The organism is Parachitinimonas caeni, assembly GCF_030129945.1.
Taxonomy (GTDB): Bacteria; Pseudomonadota; Gammaproteobacteria; order Burkholderiales; family Chitinimonadaceae; genus Parachitinimonas; species Parachitinimonas caeni.
Genome location: NZ_JARRAF010000075.1, coordinates 1 through 7,044, shown reverse-complemented (window position 1 = coordinate 7,044; position 7,044 = coordinate 1). Strand labels below are relative to the sequence as shown.

The 7,044-nt window shown below is 60.0% G+C and carries 6 protein-coding genes; 2 read left to right on the top strand and 4 right to left on the bottom strand.

The annotated features are described in order from the left end of the window. Positions 1-555: 555 nt before the first annotated feature. A complete protein-coding gene (locus PZA18_RS23225; protein ID WP_284103286.1) occupies positions 556-1,365 on the top strand; it encodes a substrate-binding periplasmic protein in 810 nt (269 codons plus the stop codon). Between the two features lie 22 nt (positions 1,366-1,387). Here PZA18_RS23225 and PZA18_RS23220 read toward each other — a convergent pair whose 3' ends face one another. Then, positions 1,388-1,606 (bottom strand): hypothetical protein, encoded by a 219-nt coding sequence (locus tag PZA18_RS23220; RefSeq protein ID WP_284103285.1) that lies wholly within the window; start codon positions 1,604-1,606, stop codon positions 1,388-1,390. 173 nt (positions 1,607-1,779) lie between these two features. On the opposite strand from PZA18_RS23220, the gene fusA reads away from it, so the two are divergent. Further along, entirely contained in the window at positions 1,780-3,825 is a 2,046-nt protein-coding gene (gene fusA, locus PZA18_RS23215) for an elongation factor G (RefSeq protein WP_284103284.1), read from the top strand. Positions 3,826-3,978: 153 nt separating this feature from the next. Here fusA and PZA18_RS23210 read toward each other — a convergent pair whose 3' ends face one another. The 3 genes from PZA18_RS23210 to PZA18_RS23200 all read right to left on the bottom strand — a co-directional run bounded on the left by PZA18_RS23210 (position 3,979) and on the right by PZA18_RS23200 (position 6,899). Next, complete coding sequence (locus PZA18_RS23210) at positions 3,979-4,239, bottom strand: hypothetical protein (protein WP_284103283.1); 261 nt, start codon at positions 4,237-4,239, stop codon at positions 3,979-3,981. A gap of 283 nt (positions 4,240-4,522) precedes the next feature. Beyond that, positions 4,523-6,439: a TonB-dependent receptor gene (locus PZA18_RS23205; RefSeq protein ID WP_284103282.1), complete on the bottom strand. Its 1,917-nt coding sequence runs from the start codon at positions 6,437-6,439 to the stop codon at positions 4,523-4,525. 25 nt (positions 6,440-6,464) lie between these two features. Next, positions 6,465-6,899: a copper uptake system-associated protein gene (locus PZA18_RS23200; RefSeq protein WP_284103281.1), complete on the bottom strand. Its 435-nt coding sequence runs from the start codon at positions 6,897-6,899 to the stop codon at positions 6,465-6,467. Between the last annotated feature and the right edge of the window lie 145 nt (positions 6,900-7,044).

Genomic DNA, 7,044 nt, shown 5'->3' with positions numbered 1-7,044 from the left:
TCGCCGGATTTGGGCCTGCTGCGGTGTTAAAAACCGCTTGCTTAGTCCACTAAGCGGCGCGCTTTTTGCCTTGCATCAGGCCCAAATCCGACGAAACGCGATCCGGAAATAAAATGTCAACAGAGCCTAAAACCAACCATCAGTCAGAAGTATCTCTTTTACTTGAATATTATTCTGTTTCAATAAGTTACTAATAAGCCACCGGTTTTGGATGTCTATCCACCAGCTATTTCCGGCCATTTCAAAAAATCACAAGATATTGATTTTTAACTGATATATCCAAACCATCACGGCATGATCGCCTCTGCAGTCACTCGCCAGCCAATCGAACACTTAATTGCACAAATTGTTCGACAAAAATACATTTATTCGGCCAACACCTTCATTCTTGACCAACCTGCCGGCAGCGAGTCTATTTTATTCATATGTAATTGTAAATTCGACTGACGGGCACTTGGGCAGATGGGGACGCAGCCGCTGCGGGGCGCTTCCGCCAGAAGGTTCAAAATGGTCTAAAACGTGATGACACCGGCAGGTCTTCTCAGGGGGCATACCATGCACCGTAACCCACACCCCATTGCACAGACAATTCTCCGTTATCTGGCCATCGGCGGTCTGGCCGGTTTGGGCTGCGCTTCGGCTGAGACGATCAGCCTCGTCACCGATCCGTGGTGCCCCTATGCCTGCCAGCCCGACAGTGATCGCCCCGGCTACATGATCGAACTGGCCAAGGCGGTCTTCGAGCCGATGGGGCATAGCGTGGAATATCGGATCATGCCCTTTGCCCGTGCCGTCACCGAGGTGGAACAAGGCAAGGCTTTTGGTCTGGTTGGCGAGCAGCAGGTGCCCGAGCGCGCCGGGCTGATTTTTCCCAAAGTCGAGCAGGGGCAGGCGAAAGCCTGTTTTTACACGAGCCAAACCTCAACCTGGCGGTACACCGATCAGGCATCACTAAAAAAGCAGCGGATCGGCACAATAAACACCTATGTCTATGGCGCCGAGCTGGACACAGCCCTTGCCGCAGCCGGCCCTGTTGTCTCGACCGGCTATGGTGACCAGGCGCTGATCAATAATGTCAAGAAGCTGGAGGCCAAGCGACTGGATGCAATTGTCGAATACGAAGCCGTCATTGCCTACAAAATGAAAACCGAATCCGGTTTTAACAAGCTGCGCCAAGCCGGGTGCGCCAAGCAGGCCAGCAATATCTACATTCCTTTCTCACCCATCGCCCCGAATGCCGGTAGCTATGCCCAGGTGCTTGCCGATGGAATGAAAACCCTGCGCCAGAACGGCAAACTGGCGGCCATTCTGGCCCGCTACGGCCTGCGGGACTGGCAAAGCCCAGGCGCCACCGCCGGGCGCTGATGCCCGCTGATCACGGCTGCGATCAAGACAGCGAGCGGCTGCTCGGCTTTGCGGTGTGAGGCTTATCGGTGTCGCGGTCTAGCGGCACGCTTTGATCCGGCTGGCAGCGGGCCTCAGCCTGATGCCGACCGTAGCAGCCTTCTGCCTTCCAGTCCGCCAGCGGGGTAGGCTGTTGCAAGGGTGTCGTACACCCCGCGCAGAGGCATAGAAGTCCTAAAACCATCCCGTCACGCCATTGCATAGCATTCTCTTCCTTAACTGAGTAAGGCGCTATCGACCGCCTTTTACGGGTCTGGTTCCCGCTAATACCGTTTGCCAGCGCTGTCCACGCTCCCACACGGCATCAGCGCCAGCGCTGCCTATACTCACTTCACGCAGGTGCGCCAAAAACCATCAACGCTCAGGGAGAGTCCAATGCCCCACTACACCGTCGATTCGCTGCGAACTGTTGCACTGGTTGGGCACTTTGCCAGCGGCAAAACCACCCTGGCCGAAGCGTTGTTGCACCAGGCCGGTGCTATCCTGGCGCCCGGCACGGTTGAGCGTGGTGACACCGTCTGCGATTTCGATCCGCTGGAAAAAGACTACCGGCACTCACTGAGTACCAGCGTCGTCCATTTCAGTCATGCGGGTGCCGAAGTCCGTCTGCTCGATACCCCTGGCTATCCCGACTTCATCGGCCATGCCATTTGCGCACTGGCCGCAGTCGAAACCGCCTTCATCGTCATCAATGCCCAGACCGGCATCGAACTGACCACCCATCGCATGATGGCCTGGGCCGCCGAGCGCAAGCTGTGCCGGGTAATCGTCATCAACAAGATCGACGCCGAGCGTGTCGATCTGCCTGCGCTCCTTACCAGTCTGCAAACCGCCTTCGGCAAGGAAGTGCTGCCGATCAACCTGCCGGCGGAGGGGCATCGCAGAGTCGTGGACTGTTTCTTCAACCCGGCTGGGGATGCCGATTTCTCGTCAGTGGCTGCTGCCCATCAGGCGCTGGTCGATCAGGTCGTCGAAGTGGATGAAGCCCTGATGGCCCAATATCTGGAGCAAGGAGAAGTCTCGGCCGAAGCCCTGCACGCACCCTTCGAAGCTGCGCTGCGCGAGGGGCATCTGATTCCGGTGTGTTTTGTCTCAGCGCGCACGAGTGCTGGCATCACCGAGCTGCTGGAAGTCCTGGCGCGTCTGGCCCCCAACCCGCTTGAAGGCAATCCTCCGCTGTTCGTCAAAGGCGAAGGGGACGCCGCCGTGGAATTCCTGTCGCATCCCGACCCCGCCGCACATGTGCTGGCCCATGTCTTCAAGGTGGTTTCAGACCCCTTTGTTGGCAAGATGGGGGTCTTTCGCGTCCATCAGGGCACGCTCAGGAAAGACAGCCAGCTCTTTGTCGGCCTGGGCAAAAATCCCTTCAAGGTGGGCCACCTGTTCCGCCTGCAGGGTAAGCGCCATGAGGAAGTCGAGGCCCTGCTGCCCGGCGATATCGGCGCAGTCGCCAAAGTCGATGACATCGAGTTCGATGCCGTATTGCACGACTCGCATGATGAAGACCACCTCCACCTGCGCCCCCTGCGCTTTCCAGCGCCGATGCTCGGCCTGGCCATCGAACCCAAGCGCCGGGGCGACGAGCAGAAAATCAGCGAGGTACTGCACAAGCTCCAGGCCGAAGACCCTTGCATCAAGATCGAATACCACCCAGGCACTCACGAAACCGTGCTGAGAGCGCTGGGTGAGCTGCATCTGCGCTATCTGCTGGACCGCATGTCCGTCACCTACAAGCTTGAAGTGCAGACCCAGCCGCCACGCATCCCCTACCTCGAAACCATTACCCAGCGTGCCGAAGGCCATCACCGGCACAAAAAGCAGAGCGGTGGCGCTGGCCAGTTTGGCGAGGTTTTCCTGCGCATCGAGCCCCTGCCGCGCGGTGAGGGCTTTGCCTTTGCCGATGCAGTCTATGGTGGGGCCATCCCCGGCCAGTTTATTGGTTCGGTAGAGAAAGGCGTGCGCGCCGCCCTGGCCGCTGGCACCCTGGCCGGCTTCCCGGTTCAAGACCTGAAAGTGACGGTTTACGACGGCAAGAGCCATTCTGTGGATGGTAAGGACGTCGCCTTTCAGGCCGCTGGCCGCAAAGCCATGCTCGAAGCCCTGCGCGCCGCCCGGCCCATCGTGCTCGAACCGGTCGTCAACATCGAAATCACCGTGCCCGAACCCAAGCTGGGCGACATCACCGCCGACCTCACCACCCGGCGCGGCCACGTCGCCGCCACCGACTCCCTGTCTGCCGGCGTCGCACTGATACGCGGCCAGGTTCCCCTGGCCGAGCTGGATGGCTACGCCGGACGCCTCAAGTCACTGACCGGCGGCCAGGGCGCCTACAGCATCAGCCTCAGCCACTACGACGCCGTCCCTCAGGACATCCAGCAAAAACTGGCCGCTGGTTACAAGGGGGTGGTTGAGGAGGATTGAGCCGCGTGTCTACCGTAGGCAGATGCCGTAACAAAATCTCGGCTCACCGACTGCCAACAGTTCATAAGTCAGATTCAATTTACGCTGGCAATTTGCAAAAAAAGAGAGGCCGTCCCCGACCTCTCTTTTTTACAAAGATTCAAATTGTGACTTTCAATTTTTACGGCCGGTATTAACTTCTGCAGAAACCGGGCCCTGCGCCTGGGCTTTGGCAAAGTCTTCTATCGATACGGTCTTGACATCACCCGCCATAATGTCTCGCGGCTTGCGCTTGATGGCGCTGCCGGTCAATTCAATTTTCTCATCATCATCGTCATTGCTTGCCAGCTTCTGCGAGGTCGAGGCACAGCCAAACAGGCTCAGCAGGGCAAGCAGGGCGATGCCATTTTTCAGATTCAAGGGGGTGCTAATCATGGTTTCTCCTGGATTGATTGTTTTGAAGCATGCACTTGAAAGCTCATAGTAAGTAGCTAATCCAGGCACGCCAATCAATACTGAAATTACTGTGCACATTGTGCACAGTTCGTGCTGTGATTCCTGGCTCAGTTGATCCAGTCATTTGAAATTTTCACCACTGGAGCGGCTTTAGCCCCGAGCTGATTGACTTTCGCGGCTAAGCCCGCCCCTACACAGTTCAAACTTCCTTTGTCCTCATCAAGGATGAGCGGTTTTTTTCTCGCATTCCCTTTCACCCCCCTCAAAAACTCGCCGCCAAACCCAGCTGGGCACTGCGCCCAGGCATCGGATAACCCGGCCGGTAGGTGTAATCACGGTCCAGCAGGTTGTCGAGCGCCAGGAATACTTCCCCCTTTTTGCCAAGGCGTGGCAAGAGCCAGCCCAGGCGGGCATTGACTACGGCGAAGCTGCCGACCGTCTGCAGATTGCTGGCACCCGCAACCCTTGCCCGGTTGAGGGCGCGGGTTTCGCTTTGGTACTGGGCATCCAGCGCCAGCCTCACCGGGCCGATCTGACCATTGAGCCCCAGTGTCAGGGCCCGGCGTGGTGTGTAGGGCAGATTGTCGATGCTGGGGTCGAGCAGGGTCAGTCCGCCAAACAGGCGCCAGTGCCGATCGAGATCATGCTGCAAGGCCAGCTCGGCGCCGCGCATCCGGTAATCGCCCAGATTGATGAACTGCGGCGGGGGCGGTACATCCGGCGGGAAGCCGAAGACGTAGCGGTTATTCAACTGGTCGCTGAACAGGCTGATATCCAGCCGGGTAGCGGCCTGCGCTGCCCACTGCAGGCCGATTTCGGTGTGATGGAGCGTCTCGGCGTTCAACCTTTTCCAGCTATTGCCAAGAGGCGGGATCAGCGAGGCCAGCAAGGGCGTTTCCAGGCCGGGGTAGCTGACGCCCCGTGCGTAGTTGGCAAACCAGGTCAGCGTGCCGGACTGCAGTTGCAGGCCCAGATGCGGGGCCGTTTCGCTGGCAAATTCGCTGTGGCGGTAGACCCGCAGGCCAAGCGAGGGCTGCAGGCTCCAGTCGGCATTCAGCGCCAGCCGTTGGCTGATGGCCAGATAAGGTGATACCAGGTGGAAGCCCGGCGCATCGAACCGGCTGCTCGGCGCTGGGGCAACCCGCTGGAAACGGGCATCGCCCCCGAGGCGTTCGATGTCCAGCCCCAACCACAGGCGACCATCGGTCCACGGTGCCATGTGCTCCTGCCAGCGCAGGCCGCTCAGGCTGAAGTGGTTGTAGCCATCGCCATCGGGCGCTGGCTGGTACAGCCAGTCGCCATCCCCCTCGTTATGAAAGACACTAAGCTGCCCTTGCCAATCGCCATGCTGGTGGCTGAGCGCCGCACTCAGCAGATGGGCGCGTGTCCGGTATTGCGGAGCCTGCGCGGGCGCTGGCAGGCGCGCATCGCCAGGATCGCCGGCGCGGTTATCAACCGCCAGCAGGGTGCCGCTGATGGCCCAATGCGGGTCGAGCTGCCAGCCGGCCTTGGCCAGCAGATTATCGAGCCGCCCGTCTGCATTGGGGCGATGCCCGGCCGATTCGGCGTGGCCTTGCACCAGCACGAAGTCCACCGGCCCCTGGCGGCCACTCAGGCTGGCCTGCTCGGACAGGGTGCGATGGCTGCCAGCCGACAGGCGCATATCGCCCTGCACCCCTTCAGCACCGGCACGCCGGGTTTCCAGATTGATCGAAGCAAAGCGATTGCCGCTGTGTTGCGGCTGCGGGCCTTTCTCGACCCGCACGCTGCGCATGGCGCTGACTGGTAGCAGATCAAGCAGCGGATGGTTCCACAGCCCCATGTAAAACGGGATGCCGTCGATGCTGGTCTTGATCTCGCTGCCGGGGCGGCTCAGGCCCATGCCGCGCACGAAGACCGCGCCACCCTGATCACCGCCGAAAGCCCCTACCGGGTTGTAGCGGGAAATCTGCACGCCTGGCGTGCGCCGCAGGGCGGATGTGAGATCCAGCGCATTCTGGTCGCGCAGCTGCGCTTCGCCCACCACGGCAGCGGTGCTGGCGAAGGCATCGAGGCGAATCTCCTCGACCACGGCACGCGCCGTGACTTCAACGGCATCGACACGGTTGACATCGGCAAAGGTTGTGCCGGGAAATGCCACGGCCAGCGCCAGGCAAAGGTTTTTTGTTTTGAATGACATAGCAATGGTTACGTTGAATATGAGGTTAATGCGCAGCCTGGCCGTGGTGGGCGGCGTGAGGCTGACCGGCCATCGCATCGAAGCTATCAAAGCGCTGGCGACGTTCGGCAGGAATCGCCTGCTCGGCCTTGGCAAGGCGTGCCAGCAACTTGTCCGCGGTCGCGCGCCCGACGCCAGCGTCGAGCAGCCCGGCGCGCTGCCGCAACCCGGCGCCGCCGCACAGCATCACCTGCCATTGCTCGCCCTGCTTTTGCAGCAAGGCTCGGCCCCCCCGCTCGCCCTGGGTCCAGCCGGCAATGGCATGCTTGCCGGCCACCACCACCGGCCAGGTATCCACTTTCAGCTCGGCTTGGTCGTATTGCTGGCCGATCACGGCTTTGATCTGGTGCTCGGGGGTCGGGCAGGCCCAGGCTGTCGAAGCGGTCAGGCAGGTCGCCATCAAGAGGGCGCGGAAAATCATCGTCAATATCCTTCTGGGTTGATTAGGCTCTGTTGACGTTTTGTTTTCGGATCGCGTTTCGTCGGATTTGGGCCTGATGCAAGGCGAAAAGCGCGCCGCTTAGTGGGCTAAGCAAGCGATTTTCAACACCGCAGCAGGCCCAAAT